The organism is Dyadobacter sp. CY345 (genome assembly GCF_021502725.1).
In the GTDB taxonomy this organism is placed as follows: Bacteria; Bacteroidota; Bacteroidia; order Cytophagales; family Spirosomataceae; genus Dyadobacter.
Genome location: NZ_JAKFFS010000002.1, coordinates 24320 through 49875, shown reverse-complemented (window position 1 = coordinate 49875; position 25556 = coordinate 24320). Strand labels below are relative to the sequence as shown.

Annotated in this window: 14 protein-coding genes; 9 read left to right on the top strand and 5 right to left on the bottom strand. The window is 41.3% G+C overall.

The features are described from left to right. Positions 1-107: 107 nt before the first annotated feature. From L0657_RS10015 to L0657_RS10005, 3 genes are all read right to left on the bottom strand, one after another. Positions 108-278, bottom strand: coding sequence for a type II toxin-antitoxin system HicB family antitoxin (locus tag L0657_RS10015; RefSeq protein WP_235150478.1), 171 nt, complete (start codon positions 276-278; stop codon positions 108-110). A 47-nt stretch (positions 279-325) separates the two neighbouring features. After that, positions 326-526, bottom strand: a complete 201-nt coding sequence (locus tag L0657_RS10010; RefSeq protein WP_235150477.1) for a type II toxin-antitoxin system HicB family antitoxin — start codon at positions 524-526, stop codon at positions 326-328. Positions 527-694: 168 nt separating this feature from the next. Then, positions 695-1459 (bottom strand): DUF1080 domain-containing protein, encoded by a 765-nt coding sequence (locus L0657_RS10005; RefSeq protein ID WP_235150476.1) that lies wholly within the window; start codon positions 1457-1459, stop codon positions 695-697. Positions 1460-1758: 299 nt separating this feature from the next. Here L0657_RS10005 and L0657_RS10000 point away from each other — a divergent pair, with 299 nt between their 5' ends. The 7 genes from L0657_RS10000 to L0657_RS09970 all read left to right on the top strand — a co-directional run bounded on the left by L0657_RS10000 (position 1759) and on the right by L0657_RS09970 (position 17194). Next, a complete protein-coding gene (locus L0657_RS10000; RefSeq protein ID WP_235150475.1) occupies positions 1759-4071 on the top strand; it encodes a GH92 family glycosyl hydrolase in 2313 nt (770 codons plus the stop codon). Positions 4072-4197: 126 nt separating this feature from the next. Then, entirely contained in the window at positions 4198-5220 is a 1023-nt protein-coding gene (locus tag L0657_RS09995; RefSeq protein WP_235150474.1) for a LacI family DNA-binding transcriptional regulator, read from the top strand. Positions 5221-5621: 401 nt separating this feature from the next. Continuing rightward, positions 5622-8699 carry a SusC/RagA family TonB-linked outer membrane protein gene (locus L0657_RS09990; protein ID WP_235150473.1) on the top strand — a complete coding sequence of 1026 codons (3078 nt, stop codon included), beginning with the start codon at positions 5622-5624 and terminating at the stop codon, positions 8697-8699. A gap of 12 nt (positions 8700-8711) precedes the next feature. Beyond that, on the top strand, positions 8712-10358 hold the full coding sequence (locus L0657_RS09985) for a RagB/SusD family nutrient uptake outer membrane protein (protein ID WP_235150472.1): 1647 nt from the start codon (positions 8712-8714) through the stop codon (positions 10356-10358). Positions 10359-10618: 260 nt separating this feature from the next. Beyond that, positions 10619-12469, top strand: a complete 1851-nt coding sequence (locus L0657_RS09980; protein WP_235150471.1) for a family 16 glycoside hydrolase — start codon at positions 10619-10621, stop codon at positions 12467-12469. A 58-nt stretch (positions 12470-12527) separates the two neighbouring features. Then, entirely contained in the window at positions 12528-14465 is a 1938-nt protein-coding gene (locus L0657_RS09975; protein WP_235150470.1) for a c-type cytochrome, read from the top strand. A gap of 176 nt (positions 14466-14641) precedes the next feature. Further along, positions 14642-17194: an ATP-binding protein gene (locus L0657_RS09970; protein ID WP_235150469.1), complete on the top strand. Its 2553-nt coding sequence runs from the start codon at positions 14642-14644 to the stop codon at positions 17192-17194. Here the strand turns inward: L0657_RS09970 and L0657_RS09965 are convergent. Both L0657_RS09965 and L0657_RS09960 read right to left on the bottom strand, forming a co-directional pair. After that, a complete protein-coding gene (locus L0657_RS09965) occupies positions 17182-18552 on the bottom strand; it encodes a sigma-54 dependent transcriptional regulator (protein ID WP_235150468.1) in 1371 nt (456 codons plus the stop codon). The two genes, L0657_RS09970 and L0657_RS09965, sit on opposite strands and share 13 nt — an antisense overlap. 131 nt (positions 18553-18683) lie before the next feature. After that, positions 18684-18986: a hypothetical protein gene (locus tag L0657_RS09960; protein WP_235150467.1), complete on the bottom strand. Its 303-nt coding sequence runs from the start codon at positions 18984-18986 to the stop codon at positions 18684-18686. Between the two features lie 1609 nt (positions 18987-20595). On the opposite strand from L0657_RS09960, the gene L0657_RS09955 reads away from it, so the two are divergent. Together L0657_RS09955 and L0657_RS09950 are read left to right on the top strand one after the other, a co-directional pair. Further along, entirely contained in the window at positions 20596-24612 is a 4017-nt protein-coding gene (locus L0657_RS09955) for an Ig-like domain-containing protein (protein WP_235150466.1), read from the top strand. Positions 24613-24824: 212 nt separating this feature from the next. Beyond that, positions 24825-25553 (top strand): ferritin-like domain-containing protein, encoded by a 729-nt coding sequence (locus L0657_RS09950; RefSeq protein ID WP_235150465.1) that lies wholly within the window; start codon positions 24825-24827, stop codon positions 25551-25553. Positions 25554-25556 lie beyond the last annotated feature (3 nt).

The following is a 25556-nucleotide window of genomic DNA, read 5'->3' as shown; positions in this document are numbered from 1 at the left end:
TAAAACAAAAAAGAGGTTTAAGGTGGTTCATGGATATAAAAAAAGAGAAGCCAACTATTGAAAGCTGACTTCTCCACTAAGTGAATTTTTTGTTGTTTTATATTTTTTCAATTAATACTTATTTCAGACCTCATATCTTCCAAATATAAATTTAAGGCGTCGTGAATATTTTCCATTACCTCATTTCGGTCAATTTCTTGCGTAATAACGCCTGGAATTTCTTTGATGGAGCCTACTAACTGAGTCTCACCCTGAATAATCACAACTGTCAGTTTCATTGTGTGTAAACTTTAATCCGATCCGAAAAACAAAATAGCACTAGAAATTACATAATGACCGTAACCTGCTTTGGCATCTCTTCTGAATTATCAAAATGGCATTCCAAAGCCTCTCTTATCATTAATTTCAGTTCATCAAGGTCGTTTCCTTCGGTCACAATTTGCTCGTTCTCGTTCTCGTTCACTTTAGCTTCTGCGACAAAACCTCCGTCTTCTTCCTGCTCTACGATAAAAACTATTTCTTTCATATTTTGATGTGTGAATTTATAATCAAAGATACTTTTTTTATAACCCATCAGCAACAACAGTATATGCCAAAAAAAGTTGATTTTAAATAAAAAAAAGAGAAGCCAACTACTAAAAGCTGACTTCTCTCTTAAATTCTAAAATCCTGATTTATAGATCAGAACTTATTATTAAATCTCACGAATCCAGATATTACGGAAACTTGTTGTGTTGTTATGATCCTGCAATTTGATCGGACCGGCACCGTGCGGCGTGATGTTTGGCTGACCAATATAAGGCGTTGTTCCCTGAATTGCAGTATGGTTTTGAACAACTACTCCATTGTGAATTACCGTAATGTATGGAGGAATTGTCATTTGTCCGTCTTTATTAAAATGCGGCGCTGTGTACACAACGTCGTAAGTTTGCCACTCACCCGGCCCAACCGTTGCATTCACTAAGGGCATCGTTTGCTTATAAATTGAACCAGCCTGGCCGTTTGAATAGGTCGGATTGTTATAGCTGTCAAGTACCTGAAGCTCATAAATTCCCTGCATAAAAATTCCGCTGTTACCACGTCCCTGGCTGCTTCCTTCTACTTTTGCAGGCGTGCGCCATTCGATATGCAGCTGGTAATCAGTAAAACTTTTTTTCGTTTGAATATCTCCTTTTTTAGGTGCGCAAGTTAAAGCTCCGTCTGCAACAGTCCACGGCGCAGCGCCGCCTCCTTCATTAGCAGAAACCCACTGATCAAGATTTTTTCCATCAAACAAAACGGTTGCATCCGAAGGTGCAGTAAATCCTGATACTGCCGTTGAAGGCTTACCTGGTGTCACAACACGCGGAACCGGAGTCCACAATTCACTTGATTCAGGCGTTTGTTTTGAGGGCTGTAACTGTGCATGCGATGCAGCTGCTGTCAAAATACCAGCCACAATCATTGTAATTTTTTTCATAGATTATCAATCGATTTTTATTTGGAAATTATAAGGTTTAAAGAATACTGATTTACTCATTCTTCCGGGAAAGCTACAAAATTCGTTTATCGAAATATGGTAATAAACGTTAACTTTCAAGAGAGATTTCAAATTTACAGTTCTTGAATTGTATAATTAGCACAAATTTTAAAAATATAAATTGCTTTAAAGCTGGCTAAAACGATTTATTTATACTTTTAACCCAAAGTTAATCTTCGATCTTCACCTCTATGTCCCTATTTTCCTTAAACACAATTTACAAACCGATTTTGCGGAAAATGTTTTCTGCGATTTTCATTTTCGCAGCTGTGAATGTTTCAGCGCAATCCACAAATGAAAATTTTGTAAAATATGCACATCCTTTAATTGGAACTGCAAAAATGGGACATACCTATCCTGGCGCAACAGTTCCATTCGGTATGGTTCAGCTGTCGCCTGATACGGACACGCTTCCTTACGGTGTCAATGGAAAATATAACCCGGATGTTTATAAGTTCTGCGCCGGTTATCAGTATGACTCCAAGACAATTGTCGGATTTAGCCATACGCATTTCAGCGGCACCGGACATTCTGATCTGGGTGATTTCCTGATTATGCCGACGACCGGGAAATTGCAGCTAAATCCCGGCACAGAAGACAAGCCGGAAAGCGGTTACCGTTCCGCGTTTTCTCACAAAAATGAAATTGCAGAGCCTTCGTATTATAAGGTAAAGCTGGATGATCACAATATTACCGCCGAACTCACAGCCAGCAATCGCGTCGGTATGCATCAGTACACTTTCCCGAAATCGGATGATGCGCACGTTATTCTGGATTTGATGGCTGGTCTTTATCAGTACGACAACAAAAATGTATGGACTTTTGTCCGTGTTGAAAATGACTCGCTGATCACAGGTTTTCGCCAGACAAATGGCTGGGCAAGAACACGTATCGTTTATTTTGCGATGACTTTCAGTAAGCCGTTTAAAAATTATGGCACTAAAATCGACGATAATAATGTCTACAAAGGTTTCTGGAAAAAATTTGATCAGGAGCATAATTTTCCGGAGGTAGCCGGCAGAAACCTGAAAATGTATTTTGATTTCCAGACTACGGAAAATGAAAAAATCAAAATCAAATTTGCAATATCTCCTGTCAGTACCCAAGGTGCTCTGGCCAATATGAAAGCGGAAATTCCGAATTGGGACTTTGACCGTGTGAAGCAGGAAGGACAAGCGCTTTGGAATAAAGAATTTAATAAAGTCGCTGTAAAAACAATCAACGAAAACGATAAGGTAAATTTTTATACCGCAATGTATCATTCTTTTTTAGGGCCAACAACCTATATGGATGTCGACGGTTCTTACAAAGGTCTGGACATGAATATTTACAAAACGCAGGAGTCAACAAATTATACAAGTTTCTCGCTTTGGGATACTTACAGGACACTTCATCCGCTTTTCAACGTTTTGCAGCCTGCAAGAAACGCGGATATGATCAAATCCATGATGGCGCATTACGATCAGAGTGTACATAAAATGCTGCCGGTATGGTCGCATTATGCGAATGAAAACTGGTGCATGATCGGTTACCATTCTGTGCCGGTTATTGCAGACGCTGTAATTAAAGGAAATGCAAATTTCGATGTCAATAAAGCGCTGGATGCCTGCGTGACCACGGCCAGAAATAAATATTACGACGGGCTGAATTACTATATGGACAAAGGGTACGTTCCGGATGACAAGAATACCTCGTCGGTTTCTAAGACGCTGGAATATGCATACGACGACTGGTGTATCGCGCAAATGGCAAAAAAACTGGGGCGGAATGACATTTATGAAGAATTCAGCAAGCGGTCGCATAACTACAAAAATGTCTATGATGCGTCCATCGGATTTATGCGCCCAAAATTAGATGACGGCAGCTGGCGCAAAGAATTTGATCCGCTGGATACGCACGGACAAGGTTTTATTGAAGGAAATTCCTGGAATTACAGCTTATATGTACCTCAGGCACCGGCAGAAATGATCGAGCTGATGGGTGGCAAAAAGCGTTTTACAGCGCATCTTGATTCTCTTTTCAGTATGAATTTGCCTGATAAATATTTTGAAAATACGGAAGATATTTCCCGGGAAGGGATCATTGGAAATTATGTTCACGGTAATGAGCCGTCGCATCACGTAGCTTACTTGTATAACTGGCTGGACCAGCCCTGGAAAACGGAAGATAAAATCCGGATGATCCTGAAAGCAATGTATAAATCTACTGTTGACGGATTAGGTGGAAATGACGATTTTGGGCAAATGAGCGCCTGGTATATATTCAGTTCCCTTGGGTTTTATCCTGTCGCACCGGGCTCTGATCAATATATTATTGGCAGTCCGGCCATACAAAACGCAAAGATTAACCTGGAAAATGGAAAAACTTTTGAGGTTGACGTAAAGGATCAGAGCGACAAAAACGTATACGTGCAGAAGATTGAACTGAATGGTAAAGTTTTGACACGCAACTACATTACACATACCGAGATTATGGATGGCGGCCAGATTAAATTTTATATGGGCGCCAAACCAAACAAGAAAAGAGTGACTGCACAAATGAATAAGAAATGATTGTGTATATTGCTTTCTGAATTTTTTATATAAAGATATTGGAAATGAAAATTCATTGGAATCCATTGATTCTGATGAATTTTCATTTTAACTGCTATCATAACAATACAAATACCGGCCAGTAAGATGAGCAAAAAACTATCCATTCGTGATATTGGGAAAGAATTAGGGATATCAATCACCACGGTATCGTTTATTTTGAATGGAAAAGCCAAGGAGAAAAGGATAAGTGAAGCCCTTACTGAAAAAGTATTAAAATTTGTTGAAGAAGTAAATTTCAAACCTAATATGATGGCTCAGGGATTGCGGACAGGAAAGTCCAAAATCATTTGCCTGATGGTTGAAGATATTTCCAATAATCTTTTGTTTGCTCAGGTTGCTCGTCTGATCGAAGAAGAAGCGCACAACAAAGGTTACAGAATTATTTATTGCAGCACTGATAACAAAAAGGAAAAGGCAATTGAGCTGATCCGACTATTCCGTGATCGCTCCATAGATGGTTATATCATCACACCTCCGGAAGGAATTGAGAAAGAAATCCAGTCACTTTTAGATGAAGGAATACCTGTAGTATTGATCGACCGAAATTTGCCATTGCTGGATTGCAACCACGTGGTGATCGAAAATCTGAACAGTACCTACCAGGCCATTATACACCTGATTGAAAATGGTTTTAAAAATATTGCTTTCGTCACCCTCGATTCTGATCAGATGCAAATGGCCGACCGTCTCGGCGGTTATCAAAAAGCAATTGCTGAACACAACCTGAAACCGTATGTTAAAAAAGTTGGATTTCATGATGCGGGTGAGCAAAATGTAAACGAAATCGCCTCTTTCCTTAAAGAAAATAAAAATATTGATGCCATATTTTTCTCTACAAACTATATCGGCGTTTGGGGGCTCCAAGCGATCAAAAGCCTAAATCTCCGGATTCCGAACGATATTGCTGTTATTTCCTTCGATGATCAGGATCTGTTTAAATTTTACACTCCATCCATCACTGTTGTAGCTCAGCCCGTTCCGGAAATATCCAGCCACATTATCCGGCTTATGCTAAATGCCCTGGAAGAAAAAGACACACAAATTCATGAAATTGTTTTGCCTGCAAAATTGATTATCAGAGAATCTTCATCTCTGTTGAACACTTAAATTTTTTGTCGATCGTTATGTATTTTTAACATAACATTTGCATGATACTAAGATAACATTTAACTTGGCTCCCAAATGCAAGTCAGGCTCCGGCGCATAGACGCTCTTGAAAATTTATAACTGACAATCACAAAATCCCTACTATTTCTTTTTTAATTACTATTTATCAAAAATAAAACATTAAAAATTAGAAAATTGCTAAATCGATTTAGCGAAATATTAAAATGTAATTTTAAGAATATCAAAAAATTGAGGTCGGTTTGCCTTACCTCTGAGCCAAAGCTTGTTTAAATCCTAATTGAATTTTGTAACTGCATGACGATAAAAAATATAAAAGAAAAATAACAAAATACTAAAACGATTTAGCGCCTATTAATTATTCTTAAACACAATTCAGTTTCATGAAAAGAAAAGTACTGGTAAATCATTTCAGGCCACGAAGCGGAAAATTCAGGATGTTATGCCTGGGCTCCCTTTCCCTGGCGTTATGCTTTTCCTCTCCAGCAGCGCATGCAGGAAACGGAAAAACTTTGATTACTCCGCTGATCACAAAAACGATATCCGCAGCAGAGATTGAGGTAAAAGGTAGAGTAGTAAGTGCGAAGGATAAATCCGGCCTTCCTGGGGTTTCGGTTATTTTGAAAGGAACACAGAAAGGGGTCACTACAGATGTTGAAGGAAATTATACCATCACCGTGAATGGTCCCGAGGACGTCCTGGTTTTTTCTTTCGTTGGAAGTATTACGCAGGAAGTTGCAGTCGGGAATAAATCCGTAATCGACGTTGACCTTGCCGAAAATGCGAAACTGCTGGATGAAGTTGTTGTTGTTGGTTATGGTACGCAGACGAGGGAAAGAACAACTTCTGCTATTGCCAATATCACTTCAGACAAATTCAACAGATCTGGTGCGCGAAATGCAATGGACCTTATTCAGGGGAAAGTTGCCGGTCTTAATATCAACAGAAGCGGCTCAAATCCGAATTCAGGTGTATCCTTGCAGCTTCGTGGAGTAACGTCGCTGACAGGTGGCCTGGCTCCGCTTGTCGTTATCGACGGTATTCCTGGTGGTAATCTTGACCTTTTGCAACAGGATGATGTTGAATCGATCAGTGTTTTGAAAGACGGTTCGGCAGCGGCTATTTATGGTACGCGCGCAAATGGCGGGGTAATTCTGGTTACCACCAAAAAAGGTGCTTCGGGAAGTGCAAAGTTCGATTACAATACATATTTCAGAAAAGAATATGTCCGCAACCGTCCCGATTTCATGACTGCATCGCAGTATCGAGCCAAAATTGCTGACGGAACAATTCCTGCCAGTGCAGATTACGGCGCCACGACGGACGCGTACGATGCGCTGATCAACCACGGAAATCTGAGCCAGAACCACAACCTTGCCATGTCTGGCGGTGGAAAAAATACAACTTACCGTGCAAGTCTTTATTATCAGGATTTGCAGGGAATTGCAAAAGAAAACGGCCGTAAACAATATGGTGGACGTTTGAGCATTATGCAGACTGGTTTAAAAGATCGTTTGACGGCACAAGTCAACCTGGCAACCAACTTCAACAAAGCCAACCTTTTGGGCGGTGGCGGTTGGGAAGGTTCGCTGATCAGAAACCCGACGTTATCGTTCTATAACCCCGACGGAAGTTATTATTTTGAACAAACCAGTACCAATGAAGTTGCCCGTCTCAAACAGGAAACAAATCGTCGCCAGCAGCAAACGACTTCCGCAGATGCGAAAATGAGCCTCCAGATTTTGCCCGGCTTGCAAGCTTCGATCTTTGGTGCTGTGCAGAGAGATAGCTATATCGACGGTGCCTACCGCTCACTGGCTTCTGAGTTTTCGAAAGAAAATGATGTTTATCCAAACGGTGGCTATGCAAGCAGATCCACCTATTTAAGAAATAACTACACCGTTGAACCAACGGTATCTTTTGACAAATCATTTGGTGCAAACCATACGATTAACGCAGTTGGAGGTTATAGCTATCAGTATGCGGTGGAAGAGAGTTTTGATGCCGCCAACTACGGTTTTGTAAATGATGTCTTCGAAGAAAACAATCTGGGTGCAGGAAATCAGCTCGTGGCCGGAAAGGCAACAATGGGGAGCGGAAAAGGTGATAATACCTTGATCGCTTTTTTTGGACGGGCCAATTATTCCTTCATGGACAAATATCTGGTTTCTTTAATTCTTCGTCACGAAGGTTCTTCTCGTTTCGGTGTGAACAATAAATGGGGAAATTTCCCGGCTGCTTCTGTCGGCTGGAACCTGAGCAAGGAGAAATTCATGGAAAACATCAAGTTTGTTAACAGCCTGAAACTGCGTGCAGGATTTGGGGTGACGGGGAACCAGGATATCGCCAATTATTCTTCCCTTGTAACTTTGGGAACAGGTGGTGTTTATATCAATCCGGACGGACAATGGAGAGAAACTTATGGTCCGAACAGAAACCCGAACCCGAACTTGAAATGGGAACGCAAAAAGGAATATAACGTTGGGGTCGATTTTTCTGTCTTGAACAAAAGACTGAGCGGATCGCTTGACGTTTTCAAACGCGTAACCAATGACCTGTTATATGAGTACACTTCGCAGCTTCCTCCTTTTGTACGTGAAACAATTTATACCAACGTTGGGTCAATTTCGAATAAAGGAGTTGAACTTACTTTGAGCGGTGTTGCTATCAAAACAAAGGATTTTAGTTGGAACATCGATGCGACAGGAAGTTTTGTAACCAACAGAGCGGACGATCTTTCCAATGATGTATTCAAAGTTGAGGCCATTGCTACCGGAGATATCGGCGGATATGGCGCGCTTGGGCAAGCGATGCGTATTGAACAAGGTGGAAAATTGGGTAACTTCTACGGGAAGCGTTTTGCAGGATTTACAGACGACGGAAAATGGTTATTCTACAACCGTAATAACGAGAAAGTAAGTTTTGATCAGATCAATAATTCAACTGATCCAAACGTATCAGATCTGGCAATTATCGGAAATGCGATTCCTAAATTCAACGCATCTTTGACAAACAACTTTGCATATAAAAATCTAAGTCTGCGCGTATTTTTCAGAGGACGTTTTGATTACGATATCCTGAACACGATGGCACTTTCTTATGCCAACAAAGTTTCGCTTCCAAACAATGTTTTGAACAGCACATTTGGTAAGTATGCGCAATTGAATGATACCTACCAATATTCTGACTACTACCTCGAATCAGGAAGTTTCCTGAAACTTGACGAGATCACGCTTAGCTATAATTTCAATATCAAAGGTGATATCATCCGTTCGCTTCGTGTGTATGCAACAGGTTCAAACCTTGCCACATTTACAAAATACACAGGTAATGATCCTGACTATGTCAATGACACAGGACTTGGAAAAGAAGAAGATGGTCAGCGCCGCCTGGGTATCGATGGCCGCAGTGCTTATCCAAACACCCGTTCATTCTTAGTAGGTCTTAGTTTCGGATTTTAATATTAATAAAAAATGATAAATATTAAGAAAGCATTCAAAATTGCTGCGATGGCTTTGCCATTATTTGCAACAACGGCCTGTACTGATCTTGATGAAAATATTTATGATCAGCTGGTAACCGATAATTTTTACAATAATAAAAACGAAGTTATTTCGGCCGTGCTCCGTCCTTATACCCACGCAAACGCCTGGGCTACTCCGGGACAAGATGGCTGGTGGCGACTGAACGAACTTTCTGCTGATCAGCTTGCATGGCCGGTAAAGGGTCGTCACGGACAAGATGGCGGTAAGTGGCTTCGCCTGCATTACCATACCTGGACTGCGGATGAGGATGCAGTTTGGGGCGCGTGGAGATTAATGTGGTGGGGACTTGGACTTTGTACCGATCCGATCGAAGCGCTTGAAGGCCGTACTCCGGCATCCATGGGCATTACCGATACCGAAAAAGCGGCTTATGTTTCTGAATTGAAACTTTTGCGCGCTTTCCATTATCTGAAAATCATGAGTTTGTTTGGTAACATTCCGACAGTAACCAAAGTGGGAGATCCTGTCAGCCCTCCTACGCAGCCGCGTGCTGAGGTTTTCAAGTTTATCGAAAAAGAAATCCTTGACAATATCAACGCAGCGCCAAAGCTTTCACAAGCGATGATCGGGCGTATGACACAGGCGGGTGGATATGCCATGTTGGTGGAATTATACCTGAATGCAGAAGCCTGGACAGGCACTGCGCGTTGGGATGATTGCGTTGCGGCAGCAAACAAACTCATCAATGGTGAAGCAGGAGGACTTAATGGCGCACCGGTTCTGGATGCTAACCTGACGGATACATATAAACCAGCGAACTTCGAATCAAAGGAAATTCTTTTTCAACTTGCTTACGAATTCAAAAAAGCTACTTTTCAGCCACAATGGACAAGCGACTTTTACCATTTCCAGCAACGTTTTATTTATGGCGGTGCGCGTAACGGAAATGATGGTGTTGTGGTAATTCCGGGTGTTTATACAACATTTAAGGCAACGGATAAGAGAAAGAAAGAATGGATTTTGGAAGGAACGCAGTATCAGTATGCTGATCCTACAAAACCGGTTTTGGCAACGGGTGGAAATGAATATGACAACCAGCCACTGGTTTTTGTTGACAATATCCGTAAAAACAAAACACTTCAAGCCGGACAAGATCCAAATTCTTTGCCGTCTGATATGACGCAAGGTGAAGAAAACAGCGGTGTTCGTTTCAATAAGTATAAATTAGGTGCACTTGAAGATCCTAACTATAATGGTTCCGACTGGGCAATTTACCGTTTATCGTGGGTGATGTTTGCGAAAGCAGAAGCATTGATGCGTAAAAATGGCAAGGTTGCTACGGCAGAAGCTGTTGACCTGGTCAATCAGGTGAAACAACGTGCTTATACTGCTGACGCATGGACAACTGAGAAATATACGACCTCAACTTTAACAATGGACGAGTTATTGGCTGAACGCGGTCGTGAGTTTATTTTTGAAGGCTTCCGCCGCGATGACCTGATCCGTTTTGACAAATTCACAACGGGTAGCTGGTGGGATCACAAACCGACAGAATCTTACAAAAAGTTGTTCCCTATCCCGCGCAGACAGATTACGCTTAACGCCAATCTGAAACAAAACGAGGGATATAACTAAGATTTCATTATTCCTTACACTTGACTTTTCTTAAAATCCAACGACGGTTCTGTCAGGAATCTGTCGTTGGATTTGTTAATTTCTTAAACCGCGTATATTGAAAAACAAAACCGTCCCGGATTTTCTCAGGACTCCAATATTAACCAGTTAAAAAATGGATCAGAAAATTATATTCCGCTCAAAAGAAATGTGATTTTCCCGATTCTTATATCGTAATTTGTTCCTCTTTTTAATATAAACCAATTAAGCTTACGTAGAGTATGTTTAAACCTACCCGTTTCTTTTTCCAATTCATCGCCTGGGGTCTGGGGGTGATAGCCGTGCAAACGTCTTTTGCACAGGAAGCTATCCCTTTGAATGATCTCAGCGCATTTACAAACAAGGCCGGCAATTGGAAGATTGTTGGCGACGCCTCTGTCGACATTAGTAAAGTTAATGTTTTAAGCACCAAACCTGGTAAAGGAGTTTTAGCGTGTCTGCACGAAAAGGGCAAATACGGCCAGGAATATGAACTTGTATCAAATTTCAAGCACGGAGACCTTGACCTGGAATTGGATTTCATGCTTACGAAAGAATCCAATTCGGGCATTTATCTTCAGGGAAATTATGAAGTCCAGCTTTTCGACAGCTGGGGTAAAAAAACTGCTAAATACAACGACAACGGAGGAATCTACGAACGTTGGAATGATTCAAAACCAGAAGGCGAAAAAGGTTACGAAGGATACGCTCCTCGTTTCAATGTTTCAAAAGCACCTGGTTTGTGGCAAAACATCAAAATTTCTTACCAGGCACCTCGTTTCAATTCAGCCGGAAAGAAAATCTCAAATGCTGTGTTTTTGAAAATTGTACTGAATGGTGTTACGATTCATGAAAATGTAGAAGTTAGCGGCCCGACACGTGGTGCTCTTACAGCGGAAGATGTTGCATCCGGACCGTTGCGTATCCAGGGTGACCACGGCTCTTTGGCTATCAAAAATATTACGATCAATAATTTTGACAAAAAGCCGGGAACGTTATCAGACCTGACTTACAAGACTTTTTACGGTACTTTTGATTCCACAGAAGATTTCCTGAAATCTAAACCAGCTGAGACTGGAAAAACGGATGCCATCACTTGGGAGATCCTGAAAGAGAATAATAACTATGCTTACGTTTATAACGGAAAATACAATGCCGTTACAGCTGGTGAATACAATTTCAGGTTGCAGGCTGCGGGTAATGCGTACATCAAAATTGATGGAAAAAATGTTTTACCTGCTGAATCCAAAAACAACAATACTTTCCGCACCGGAAAAGTTGATTTGACAGCCGGATCACATACAATCGAAATTTTCAACAGCAAAACCGAAGGTTATATGAGACCTGGTCTGGCTGTTTGGGTTTCTGGCCCTGGTTTTAGAGAAGTTTCTTTGAACACGGCAAGTTCTGTAACAACAGGCGGCGGTGTTGATCCAATTTTGGTAACTGCTCCAACCAACGTGGTTATGCGTAGTTTCATGGATTTCAAAAAAACACCAACAGCTAAGAATGTTCGTGTCGTTCACGCCGTTTCTGTGGGAAGTCCTTCCAATGTACATTATACTTATGACCTTGAAAAAGGCGCTATTTTGCAAGTTTGGCGCGGCGAATTTCTTGACGCAACGCCGATGTGGCATGACCGTGGTGACGGTTCATCCCGCCCTCGCGGAAGTGTAACACTTTTGAATAATGAAATGCTTCTAGGTAAAGCGAGCGGACAATCCGCCTGGACGGCAGATACTACAGGTAGTGGTTTCCGTCAGAAAGGATATACTTTGGACGACACAGATGCTCCGACTTTCAATTATACTGCATTCGGTTCGCCGGTTTCTGATCATCTTTCGGTTGTTGACAACAAATATTTCGAACGTGAAGTGAAAGTTGCAAATCCTGTGAAAGATCTTGTTGCAAGAGTAGCAGAAGGAACGTCTATCGAAAAAGTTTCAGAAGGACTTTACGCGGTTAATAACAAATCTTACTTTATCCAGGTGGCTGACAAATCAGTTAAACCTGAGATCAGAAATGTTAACGGCCAGCAAGAACTGATCATTCCTGTGAAGAATGGTGGGGTTAAGTATGCCATCTTATTCTAATTTAAAGTTACCCAAAGCTCCGGGCCAATCGCTCAAAGCTATAAGCTGATAAAAAACAATGAAAAAAATTGCTCAGATAGCATTAATCATTTTGGCGGCCCTGCCGATGGCAAAAGCCCAGGAATCGCCAAAAGAAGAAGATTTCTATAAGATCGTGACACCACCGATTCCGGAAGGAATTGTGCTGGAAGTAGGTGGTCTGACCAGCCTGCCAAACGGATCGTTAGGAATTTCGACACGTCGCGGCGATGTGTGGATCGTAGACAATCCGACAAGCCGTACACCGTATTTCAGAAAATTTGCTACCGGCTTACATGAAGTGCTTGGTCTTGCTTACAAAGACGGTGTTTTATATTGTGCGCAACGTGGTGAGCTGACCAAACTGATCGACAAAAACGGTGACGGAAAAGCAGACGTTTATGAAACTGTTTATTCCTGGCCACTATCAGGCCACTATCATGAATATTCTTTCGGACCAAAAGTGGCTCCAGACGGAAGTTTCTTCGTGAGTGGAAACGTAGCTTTTGGTGATGAAGAATGGTGGAGAGGCGAAAGCCGTGTACCTGGCCGCGGATGGATTTTCCGTATCACGCCAGACGGAAAGTTTGAACCTTATGCAACAGGTGTTCGCTCTCCAGCCGGAATCAGTATGTTGAAAGGTGAACTTTGGTATACAGATAACCAGGGTGACTGGATGGGTACTGGTGGAATTTTCCCTGTAAAAAAAGGTGGTTTCATGGGCCACCCGGCAGGTTTGAAATGGGCAGAACTTCCAAATTCTCCTGTTAAATTAACTGAAAAACAATTCTTCGCTGAACGTGATAACCGTCAGGAAAGAGATGAGAACAATCGTGCTATCAAACCAGAAAACACGCGAAAGGAAGAACCTCAGTTTTTGTATCAGTTGAAAGAAAAATATGATATGGTGCAGCTTCCGGCTGTATGGTTGCCTTATGGTGTTCACGGAGTTTCTACTTCTGAGTTGATCATGGATGAAACCAACGGAGGTTTTGGTCCATTCACAGGTCAGGTTTTCGTAGGTGACCAGGGACAAAGTAATATCATGCGTATCGTTCTTGAAAAAGTAAAAGGTGAATATCAGGGGGCTTCGATCGGATTCCGCAGCGGTTTCCAGTCAGGTGTTTTACGTATGGCTTTTGATAAAGACGGTTCGATGTTCGTAGGTGAAACAAACCGCGGATGGGGTTCAGCGGGTGATGCAAACCAAGGTCTGCAGCGTCTGGTATGGAATGGTAAAATGCCTTTTGAAATGTATACCGTGAAGGCAATGCCAGACGGTTTTGAGATTGAGTTCACGATGCCGGTTGACCGTAAATCAGCAGAGGATCTTGATTCTTATAAAGTGAGCAGCTACCTGTACAAACATTATCCGGTATACGGAAGTCCTCCGATCGATACCAAAGATGTAAACGTGAAAGGCGTAAAATTGTCAGAAGATGGCAAAAAAGTAAGAATTGTTCTGGATGGTATGCGTCAGTATTTCGTACATAAAATCGAATTAGCAGGTGTACGTGCTGAAAATAACTACTGGTCACTTGTTCACCCGGATGCTTATTATACTTTAAATAATATTCCTGACGGGGAAAAACTGAAAGCATCTGACTTGAAAACAACGAGATCAGGCAATGCAAAACCGGCTGATGCAGCTCCTGTAAAAGAGCACGTTTCTCCGGATGGAAAAGGCAAAGCTCCTGCGACAACTAAAACCGCAAAAGCACCAACATGGGAAGAAGTGAAACCACTTCTAGCAAAAAATACATGTTTGGCTTGCCACGCAATCGACAAAAAAGTTGTAGGTCCTGCCTATGCTGACGTTGCAAAACGTAAATATAGCAATGAAAAAATCGTTGAACTGATTTATGCTCCGAAGCCTGAAAACTGGCCTGATTATTCAACGCCAATGGCACCGATGCCGCAGGTTCCAAAAGCTGAGGCAATGAAGATTGCTGCATGGATCAACTCATTGGCAAAATAATTGCTTTGAGAAATTAGTTTTAAAAACCAGGCCACTTCTGAAAAGGAGCGGCCTGGTTTTTTTTATTTATGTCATTGAAATCCAAGCAATTACCATAATCGATGTCCACGTATCGGGAAATAAACTTTTTTTTCGCAAAATTGCGTTAATAACTAGTAATCATCGGTTTCTCAACTATGTCATCTCTACGTAACCGCTCAATTTCCAAGTCAGTCAAAGGTAAAGTGCTTCTAGGCTTCCTGGTGGCATTTATTGCATTGGCTTCTTCGTGGGTTATCAGTAAGCTGGCATTTGAGAATATGGTGGACAAGCTGGAAATACTTTCCACGCCCAATGAAAAACTGAGAATTGTCAATAAGGTTTTCAAAGATATCCTTCAACTGGATCAATTGCAGAATGCACGGCCAACTGCGGAGCAGCAAGATTCAATAAAACAGCAATTTTTCAACCAATCCGGACAACTGCAAAGTACATTGGATACATTGAGTTTCCTCTGCCGCGACAGCAAATTACAGGTCAGCAGGATTGATTCAATGAAAATCTTGCTGATGGCGAGGGACAGCATTTTCAGTGATTATGTAAAAGTCCGCTCTAAACTGGTTAATAACAAAGCACTTTCAGATGAAGTACATTCGATTTCAGGACTGATAACGACAAAGAAAAAAGCAAAACCTGACAGTACGATTATTACAACGGAAAGGCGTACAACAACCACTACGACTTATACAGAACCGGTAGTCCCGGCCATAGTAACGGAAGAAAAAAAAGGATTTTTAAATCGGGTTTTTGGGTCAAAAAAAACCAAAACTCCGGCTCCAATTCCTGTACCTAAAACGATTCGAAAGGAAGAAGTTACTTCCCATATTGATACGCTTTCCATCGCCCAGGAAGACAGTGTGATAGAGAAAGTCGAAGTTGCGGTCCAGGCGATTGAAAAATCACAACGGATGCGGACCAATAAATTTGTCAGCCGTGAACAGGAACTTACCGCTGCTGGAAATTCGCTTGTTGGCCAGCTTCGCAATGTAATGCAGGAAGTTCAGGGAGAAGTTGTTCGGCAGGTAAGTACGGACGGTTTGCAGGTTCAGAATACGGTTGGTGACAGTATCAATATGATCGAATATATCATGATCGGCTTTTTGTTTTTGACCGCATTACTAGCATATCTGATTTTCGCTGACATCACAAAAAGCAATAAATACCGGCACGAACTGGAAGAAGCGAAGGAAGAAGCGGAATATCACAGCATGGCCAAACAACGCTTTTTATCCAACATGAGCCATGAAATCCGTACGCCACTGCAATCCATTATTGGCTATACCGAAGCTTTAACGAAAGACGAGAAACCAAAAAAAGAAGATCTTGAAACGCTTCATTCTGCGTCTGAACATTTGCTCTACCTGGTTAATGAAGTGCTTGATTACAGCCGGATTATTTCAGACCAGTTTACTTTTGAAGAAAGGACTTTTGCCATCACGCCACTTCTGACTGAGGTTGTTAAAATGCTTGGGCCGACCGCCTCTTCAAAGTCTCTGACTTTATCGTTGGAAAATGAATTAGAGCCTGACGCATATCTGCTTGGTGATCCATTTCGTCTGCGACAGATTCTATATAATCTGTTAACAAATGCGATCAAATTTACTGAAAGCGGTGAAGTCAGGTTGAGAACCAGCAGCGTGGAATATGACGGAAAAATATCTATAAAATTCGAAGTGACCGATACAGGGATTGGTTTATCAAAAGAACAGATGCATCGGGTTTTTAACCAATTTGAACAGGCCGACCCTTCAATCGCGAGAAGATTTGGTGGGAGTGGTTTGGGTTTAAGCATCGTAAAAGCTCTGGTGGATGGCATGGGCGGAAATATCAGAGTTTCCAGTGCGTTAGACAAAGGAACCACTTTTACCGTTGAGGTATCGTTTGAAAAAGCAGTCGCGCCTTTGAACAAAACGGATGATTTAAAAGAAAAACAATACAAGATCAACGGCAAGGTATGGCTCGTGGACGACGATGCATTTATTTTAAAATGGTGCGCATCCATTTTGGCATCGCATCACATACCGCATGAAAGCTTTTCATCTGCGGAGGCGGTATTGAACACAGAGTGGGATAATGACGTAACCGTCGTGCTAACAGATATGCGTATGCCAGGCATGAATGGCGGTGAGTTGTGTATGAGGCTCAGAAAAATTGCCCCGTCTTTTGTGAAAATTTATGTGCTGACCGCACAAGCGTTACCAGAAGAACAGGTCAAATTGATGGAGATGGGATTTGACGGAATTTTGATGAAGCCATTCCATTCTTACGAGTTACTGGATTTGTTACAAAAGAATTCGGATACGCATAAAATCCTCGTCTCGAAAAAACCTTCCGAAGAAGCTTCTGATGAGCCAGATTTAAGTGTTCTTCAGGAAATGACCTTCGGTGATGAAGCGCTTTTAAAGGAAATTCTAGAACAGTTTGTAAAAGATACCAGATATGATCTGGACCAACTTAGAAGTGAAATCGAGAGAAATAACATAGAAAACATTCCAGAAATTGCTCATAAATTATCCGGAAGAATTGGCCAGATAGGTGCGTCATCGCTGTCGGGCACATTCAGGAAATTCGAAATATCGCTTCGTGAAGATCCTGAGAGTATTTCAAAAAATGAATTGGAATCTGCCATATCTCAGACAGATTCCCTCATTGAATATATTGAAGAAAAGATCTTTTCTTACTCGATATGATACTTTTCGATTTTATAATAAAGCGTTTTCCGATCAATATTCAGTAGCTTGGCAGCCTTGCTTTTATTGTAACGCACATCCTGCAATACCTTTTCGATCATTTCCTTTTCATGCGTTTCCTGCAATAATTTCAGATCAGAACCGCTGGATACCGTTGGCTTTGCGGCAATACTCTCCATCGACGTGATCATTTCCTGCGGCAATGCTTTCAGATCGGCGGTTTCTTCCTTTGAAAGCAATACCAGTCTTTTGATCACATTGTTAAGTTCGCGCAGGTTACCGGGCCAGTCATATTTCATGAAGATATCCATAACTTCCTTCGATAACTGCCGAACATTTTTTTCGAGCTCTTCATTTGCCTTATCGACAAAATGCTGTATAAAAACGGCTAGATCTTCTCCCCTCTCCCGAAGCGCAGGAACCTGAATTTTAAACTCATTCAAACGATGATACAAATCTTCCCGGAAGTCACCATTTGAAGAAATTGTAAGCAAATCTTCATTGGTGGCTGCAATCAATCTTACATCAACCTTTACCGGCTGAGTACTCCCTATGGGTACTACAATCCTCTCCTGCAAAGCGCGAAGCAATTTTATTTGCACATCATATCCAAGGTTTCCAATTTCATCCAGAAACAGTGTTCCGCCATCAGCAGCTTCGAACTGGCCAATTTTATCAGTTAATGCACCCGTAAAGGCACCTTTTTTATGTCCAAAAAGTTCGCTGGCGGCCAGATCTTTCGACAGAGACCCACAGTCTATAGCCACAAAAGGCCCCTCAGCACGCTTGCTTAATCTATGGATTGATTTGGCGACGTGTTCTTTACCTGTCCCGCTTTCTCCCTGTATAATTACAGACATATCAGTTGGAGAGACCAGACGAACATATTCATACAATTGCTTAGAAATTTTACTATTCCCTTCGATGAAATCAAGCGACTGTTTTTCTGGTTTTTTAGAAATTGTTTTGACTGAAACCTCTGTTTTTCTATTCAGAGCTTCCTTTAAAACCATAAGTAACTCTTCCGGATTTACAGGTTTGGTAATATAATCAAAAGCGCCGCTTTGCATCGCATTTACGGCAGTCCTGATGTCATTAAAACTTGTCATGATCAGGGCAGGTGTCCGATTGCCTTCTTCACGAAGCGACTTTAAAAGATCCAGAGAATTACCATCCGGAAGACGATAATCCAGCATAAATACTGCAAAATCATCTGATGCGCCGGCCTTTGAACGAATGGCATCCCTGGCACCGGCTATTGTTGAGCAAACCTGTACTGCATGGCCATGCTTACCAAGAAAGTTACTCAGTAATTTGGAAAATGTAGTATCGTCTTCAACAAGAAGCAAATGAGCCATAAGGGCAAAATAAATTAGTGATTAGAAAAATATCCGTAAGTTAACGATTTACGAGAATACAAAATTGCAAAATTTAAAGCCAAAAAGCCGGAGACTTCTCCGGCTTTTTGGCTTTAAATGATTAAATATCGCTATTCGACCTTCCTGCCGTCTTTATCCAGATTTATTTTAGCTGTTTCGCTTCCGTGTTTAAGAGATATTTCGAAAAATTGCGTTTTATCTGGCTTCGTAATAATGAAGGCTTCTGTTATTTCCCATCCTGAATAAACGTCAGTCTCCAAGGTTGTTTTAATAGGCTGCGGCAAATCCTCCGGTTTAACTGAAACCTTATCTTGTAATACTGATTCCACAAAAAAGCCATTTGTAGAACTATTTGCTCTCGGACTGACGATCGCAACTACTACGAAAATCAAAATGATCCTAATATTCTTCATATTTCCTGTTAATTTAATATGGGAACTCGGTTTTATTTATAAATAGTGTAAAGGATCAAAACATATGCCAAAACTAGTAAAATCATCCAAAAAGTATCAAGAAAAGAATAATGAATTATAATATTAAATTATTCCCGGTACGATTTATCACTTTTGGAGTATTTCAAAAGATTCGCATCAATTTGTTGCGTGCAAAGCTTGATAATTAAAATGTTCACAGCAATTTCTGACAGGCAGAATAAAATTATTTTTTTGTTAAGAAACTGGTAAAAATCTAAATTGTTTATATATTTACAGCGAAGTTATTAGATACAAAGTTGTAGTATAAATATTACATCTATTGCCCGGTAACTTTGTTGATTCGAGAGTTTATTTTTTCCAAGGTTTTTAAATAGTATCTAATATAGAACAACCTTTACTCAACGTTATATAAGTCTTTTGAAGGATAACCCGGCAATACCCATTGTTTGGTTATCCTTTTTTATTTTCGGCTTTGCGTACTTACTAACACTTTTGAATTTTTCTTCTACCGATAGCGACCAAACCTCAGTAATTTTCTACGTCTTCATCAGAAATATCGCTAGTATATCACCTCAAAATTTTTACCGAAAACTAACTTTTTCTACACAAGCGAAATTAATTTCTATAAAATTTGAAAACTACTATTTGTATATTGTAGAAACTTTACTATGTTTATGATAGCGTAGCATCTTAGCATATTGAGGCTTATGAAATGAGCTCTTTAAATACTTATTAGCACATGAAAAATTTGAACCATATGACAGATCTTGTAACAAAGCATATATAGTTTCTAAAATGCGCTATTACTTGATTGCATACCTTACCCCTCAGAAGATTGCCGGTTATTGGATTACTTTTCGGCTAAATTCGTCTGGCTTGTTGCCATCCGGTAGCAATGTCTGCAATTACTTTCATGGATGATTATGACAGTGAATTAATGATACGAATACTATCATTTGGCATGATCATTTAAGATTTAATAAGGTTGTCATTTTCTAAATACGAAGAGTAACAAAAAGAGGCATCAGATATCAAAAGCGAATAAATATTTCTCACCATATATATTATTTTTATGAAAAGCACACCACTACTACTTTTCTCGCACTACCCGGTCAACTGTGAGGAGCAGTTTGACTTCGGTATCTCGGCATTCCCCTGTCTCCATTGCTGCTCACCTCCGGCATTAGTTTAGACAGTTCAAAGTCAAAAAACATATTACTTTCTTAACAGGTTTGAAATTGATTCAAATCATGAACAGGAAAGCTATGCTCTGACTATTACAGATTTTTTACTAAATATTTCTCACTATAAAATTAATTGACAATGAAAATTTCTACTTATGGCAAGTGGCCGGCTAGGTTGACCTACCGTTCACTTGATCAAGCAGTTCTGCACAGATACCAACTGAAACAAGTGGGATACGCCATTCCAAACTTTGGATGTCCTCAATCCACCATTCCTGGATTGCACTATTTAAACACACTACAAACCCTATAAAGAAATAGTCATGGTATCACATACTCGTAAAACGGTTTTTAGAAAAAACTCGTTTGTCATCTGCTGTATAGCTATTATAAGTTTTTTTGTCTTGAATTTTCAAGCTTTGGCTCAACAGGCTAATCTTCCATTGAACTCGACAACATCAACACCCTGGGTGAATGGATCAACGCCAAGCTTTACTGTAACGCAAACGAATACTTCCCCTGGATTGAGCTTTTGGACGTCCGCTTCGAGAGCAATCGATGACAACTTAACGCAGCCAGCAATCGGAACGATTGTTATTGGTGGTTCTCTTACGATGAGAGTTGCCGATGCCAACACATACCAGGCTGGGAATTTCGTTGGTTTTTTAATAAGAAATTCCTCCTTGCTCGGCCTTTCTGTGTTAAATGGAATAACCATCAGAACATATCTTGACAACGCATTACAGGAAACCAGCACATCGATAAACTTATTAGGCCTTAGTTCATCATTAGTTTCAGATGCAACGGAAGTTGGAATTTACACGACTTTAAGTTACAACCGGGTAGAAATTGAAATTAACAGTCCACTAGGCGCAATAACTACATACGACGTTTTTTACGCGGTGCAAAGGGCTTACAAAGCAGGACCTGCGCTGGTATGTAACACGGCAACTGCTGTAAATTATCCGGAATATCCTGTGATAGTTTCTCCTGCGAGAACAACTACTGACGGTCTTGGCTCAGTGACGAATACCGGAAATGCGGTTGACGCCAACACTTCAAATGCTGCCAGCCTATCAGTGACTGGAATTGGAAGCGCTTCTTTGTCTATTAAGGACCAAGTAACGGACTATCCGGCGCAGACATTTGCAGGCTTTGAAATTGAAAATTCTGCAATACTTAATCTTGGTGTGTTTAAAAGTATCACACTAAAAACCTATTTGAACGGAGCAGAGCAGGAGGTAAAAACTGCAACAAATGGCTTGTTGTCGGTTGGATTACTAAGCGGCTCAGGACGACAGCGCGTTGGTTTTGTGAGCACTGTCCCTTTTGATGAAGTGCAGATTACGATAGCCGCCACGGCAGACTTAAATCTTGGTGCAACATTGGTTTACAATGCTGTATTCCAGACTTTCTGTGATGGAGTTGCACTATCCTGCAATACGCCTACTGCACTCACCAGCCCAAATTATCCAGTTCTAATAAGTACGCCAAACACTGGGGTTGACGCAAATATTTGTGCTAATTGCCAGGTTTCAAATACGGGCAATTTAATTGACGGAGATCCTGCCAATCATACGGATATTGTATTAACCGCGGGGGTTGGCGTAAGTGGTTCAGTTGCAGTCAAAAGTGTTGAGCAGTCTTATCCGGCCGGAACCTTTACAGGGTTTGATATCAATAACCCAAGTATAATCGGGGTAAACGCTTTAAGTGGGTTAAGAATTCAGACTTATCTGAACGGTGTAGCTACCAGTGATGTTTTTGGAAATGGAAGCCTTTTATCTGTCGGAGCCCCACTTTTGAGTGGATCTGGCAGGCAAACCATTGGTTTTGTTGCCACACAAGAATTTGACGAAGTCAAATTGACTGTGGATCAGACCGTCGGCTTGACCCTGGGAACCACCGAGGTTTATGGTGCAGTATTTACGTCCTTCTGTGCAGGAACTCCTTTAGAATGCAACACGCTTACTGCGCTTACAAATCCTAATTTTCCTGTTTATGTTGATGGCAAAAATACAGGAATAACTTCACCGGCCTGTGTCGCATGTACTATAAACAATTCCGGAAATGTGATTGACTCCGATGCTGGCAATTCAGCCACAATCGTGCTGGCTGCTGGTGTTGCAAGCTCTGCTGATTTTGCAGTTGCGGATGCACTTAATACTTACAGCGCAAATTCTTTTGCAGGGTTTGATGTGGAAACTACGACATTACTTTCTGCTGGCGCGCTGAGCAGTGCTACAATATCGCTTTACAACAACGGAGCTTTGGTGCAGACCGGTACCGGAAATGCACTTATTGTGGGAGCAGGTACATCTTTGCTAACAGGATCGAGCCGCCAGATTGTAGGAATTGTCGCGAATCAAGCTTACGATGAAGTAAAAATAACCTTCACACAACTCGTTGGTGCCGATCTTGGCAACATCAGAATTTATGGAGCTATTTTCGATAAATTATGCCAGGGTACTATCGCCTGCAATAATAGCTATTTCTTAACGCAGCCTGCGTTCCCAGTCGTAATCGATGCTGCGAAAACCGGTATTTCTGGTGTGGCATGTGTTGGTTGCTCCGTAAGAGATCCATGGAATGTAATATCTTCCAGCAACTCTGATTTCTCTCGTGTGACACTTGTTGCAAATGTTGGCGCATCCGCCGCGATTTCAGTGGTCGATCCAATTTCTACTTATCCAGTCGGTACTGCTGCCGGGTTCGTTATCAGAAATGTTAACAGTATTGCGCAAGTGGATCTTTTGAATTCCATTACCATTCAGACTTACAACGATGGTGTTTTACAGGAATCGAGATCGGGCTCAGCGCTGCTTAACCTGGAATTATTGAATGTAATCACGGTTGGCGTAGGCACCCAGATCAATCCAAGTTTTGTCACGACGCAGCCATTTGACGAGGTAAGGATTGTCTTTTCAGCATTGGCCGACGTAATTAATGTTGTTGATGTATTTGGTGCATTTATAGATACCAGAACTTCTGTTGGCGGAGGTGCTTTAAGCTGTAATGCTATCAAAAATCCAGACTTTACTGCCACACAGATAAATGTTCAGGTTTCTGCAAGTGTTTCGACAAATGACATTTTACCTGCAGGCAGCACTTATGGTCCAACTGCAACAGCCGCTCCGGGAAATCCGGCAGGTGCCAATTTGGTATTGAATTCAAATGGAACGTATACCTTTACAGCTACGACCAAAGGGGTTTATACCTACGATGTCCCAGTTTGTATTCCTGAAACTCCTTGCACAAATGTTCCTTTGGTTATTACAGTTAAAGATCCGCTTACGGATAGCAATGTGCCATTCGCGAATTTTGACATAGCTGTTGTTACAGGTGCTACTACTTCACCCGGACAAGTCACGATCAATGTCAGAGCAAATGATGGGGTTGGAAATAAAGATGGCGTGCTGGGAAATCCTACACCAACTACGCCGTCAAACGGAACAGTATCGGTATCAGGTGGAAATATCCTTTATACGCCTAATGCAGGATACTATGGTCCAGACTTATTCACGTATTCGGTTTGCGAAACGCCGTCAGGTTTGTGTACTAGTACCACGGTTTATATTTCTGTGAGAGAGCCTAATACTGCGAATGCTACATCGGCGACGGACGACTACTTTAATTCTGAAATTGGTATTACTACCACTGGAAATGTGTCAGTTAACGATATAGATCCGAATGGAAATGATAAGGTCGTCTCACCTCAGAGTATCTCGGATGGGTCTGGTGTTTTCACCTTATTGTCAGATGGAAGTTTCACTTTCGTTCCCGCCACCGGATTTAAAGGACCGAAAAACTTCGCATACACAACATGTGACAATGGTACGCCATCAGCTTGTGCTACTGCTACACTGCATTTGCTTTTGGATCCGACGAATCCACTTCCTGTAACACTTACTTCATTTACGGTAGCAAGAGAAGGTCAGACTGCATTACTAAACTGGGCTACAACGACAGAAACAAACAGTGATCGTTTCGAGATTGAACGCAGCCAGAATGGTAAACAATGGGGTATGATCGGAACGAAGAAATCGAACGGAGAGAGCACGTCAATCAAAAATTACAACTTTATTGACAGCGAACCTCTTAACGGCGAAAATCTTTACCGTCTTAAAATGGTAGACCGCGACGGAACATTTGCTTACAGCCGAATTGAGTCAATAAGCTTTGACGGCCTATCAGCATCGTTCTATCCAAACCCGGTTGCAGAGAAGCTTATAATCAAAGCAAATGATTTCACTCAGATTAAGAGCGTATCGATCTTTGATGCAAGTGGTAGAGCTGTTTATCAGTCCGCTTTTGTTCCAAGCAAAGAAATCAATGTTCAGAATTTGCCTTCAGGACTTTATCTTGTGCAAATGATTCGTACTAACGGAACGGTTATCACAAGTAAAATCGTGAAAAAATAAAATTCAGTTTTTGATCAATAACACAAATGCCCGGAAAATTAATTTCCGGGCATTTGTGTTTTAATGTTACCAAATCTCCCGAAATAAATATGATTAATAACAAATAATTTATACGTTTTTTCTACTGTATCGATCTAAAGCATTTTTCCAGGCGTAGGTTTTCCAAATACTCTTTTCGATGGGCGAGAAGAAAATCGTAACCTTTAATTGCTATGATCAATAATAACATCACACAGAAAGATTCCGAAACCAAGAAAGGTGACGGATCCGTTTTGAACAGAAGACTATTCTTACGTTCAGCCGGTATTGCAACAGCAGTGGGAACACTGGCCATTGGCGCATGTAAAGATGATGACGATGATATGATAACTCCTCCTTCGGGAACGGTTGATCTTGGAAGTGGCGACGTAGGAATTTTGAATTATGCTTATGCGCTTGAGCAACTTGAAGCAGCGTTTTATGAGCAAGTTATTAAAACTCCATATACAGGAATTACGGCTGCTGAAACTACAATTCTTACTGACATCCGCGATCACGAAGTTATCCACAGAGATTTCTTTAAAGCTGCTCTTACAGCCGCTGCTCCAACACAGATCATTCCATCTCTTGAAGTTGATTTCTCTTCCATTGACTTTTCAAATCGGGCGCAAGTTTTAGGAGCTGCCAAACTTTTTGAAGATACTGGAGTCGCTGCTTATAATGGTGCAGGCAAATTTATAAAGGATGCAACTTACCTGACATTAGCTGGGAAAATTGTCTCGGTTGAAGCGCGTCATGCCGCAGCGATCAGCGATCTGTTAACGCCAAAAACAGCTGGTTTTGCCAGTGATACGCAGATTGATTCAAATGGTTTAGATAAAGCGACAGCATCTGCAACGATTCTTGCAGCAGTTCAGCCTTATGTTAAAACTAAGATCAGCGGCGCTAATCTACCTAAATAATTT